The 1,322-nt window shown below is 63.1% G+C and carries 1 protein-coding gene; it reads left to right on the forward strand.

Annotation, left to right across the window (positions count from 1 at the left end; all coding sequences use genetic code 11):
* Window positions 1–73: 73 nt before the first annotated feature.
* On the forward strand, window positions 74–1,322 hold a 1,249-nt coding region (locus NW819_RS13530), incomplete at its 3' end, for a translation initiation factor IF-2 N-terminal domain-containing protein (RefSeq protein ID WP_414414064.1).

Consider the following 1,322-nt stretch of genomic DNA (forward strand, 5'->3'; position numbering starts at 1 on the left):
TTCTCAACCGGCAACCCCTCCCACTCCCTCTGAGTCTGCCGCGGCCAAAGCCAGCGGCTCGGAGCCCAGTCCTGTGGCCAAGCGCCCAATCGTACTCTCGCCCCCTCAACGAGCTACCTCCGGGACAAAACCGCCGGCAGAGCGGCCTGAACCGCCGCAAAAAGCTCCCGAGCCCAGTCGCCCCAGCCCCTCAGAAGCACCATCCCCCAGCCACGCCCGCGTTCCTCAGCCTGCGGAAGAAAAAGCTCCTTCTCCTCCACCTGCGCAGCGCCCCCGTCCACAACTGGTGAGCGCACCCGTTCGCCCTGGCACGCGCTCCCCGGCAACCAAAGAAGACAGTGTCAGCAGCAGCAAAGTCGGTGAAGCTCCTCGTCCGCAGCGGCGGATGGAATTGGTGGGGCCCCCTACCCGTCCTGTGGCCAAGCCGGCTCCCCCTGACCCAGATGCTGCCTCTCCCTTGCCAGAAAGAATCCCTGGGGAACGTCCCAGCCCAGTGTTGGCGGAGGCTCCCGTAAGACCTACCCCACCCAAGGTCAAGCGCAAAACGGAAGAAGAAGAGGACGACGAGCTACAAGCTCTCAGTCGGCGGGCTGCCCGCGTCCAAGCCAAACGCAAACGCAGTCGGAGACGGGGGGAAGGAGATGGAGATGGTTTGGATTTGGATCCCATGACCATCATTTCAGCGGTCAAGCAGGCTGAGCTGAACGCCCTCAAGCCCTTGGCTCGCCCCACCGCCAAGCCTCCTTCCTATCGCCCACCCGCGGCAACGGCTGCTCCCCCTGCCCGCCCCCGCCCTGCTGCCCGTTTGCAGCAGCAACCTACCTCCGCTGAGGCTGGTGCTGCCGATCGCGCTAGCGGGACAGAGCCCTTGCCCGAAGAGAAGGTGTTGCTCTTGGATGGCAGCCTCACCGTTCAGGAATTGGCCCATCGCCTGCGCGTGGCCGAAACTGAGATCATCAAAACCCTCTTTTTCAAGGGGGTGATGGTGACCATCAACCAGGTCTTGGATGAGTCGCTGGCCGAGTCGGTGGCCAAAGAGTTGGGCTACGAGATTCGCCGGCCCAAGGCAGAACCCGAGGCTAAAAAAACCGAAATGCTGGACGTGGAGGACATCGACCATCTGGTCTCGCGTCCGCCGGTGGTAACCATCATGGGCCACGTGGACCACGGCAAAACCACTCTCCTCGATGCCATCCGCGACACCAAAGTGGCGCAGGGAGAGGCTGGCGGGATCACCCAGCGCATCGGTGCCTACCATGTGGATGTGAACTTTGAAGGCCAGAAGCGGCGCATCGTTTTCCTGGATACTCCTGGCCACCAGG

This window comes from Synechococcus sp. R8-2 (assembly GCF_047461715.1).
GTDB lineage: Bacteria > Cyanobacteriota > Cyanobacteriia > Thermostichales > Thermostichaceae > Thermostichus.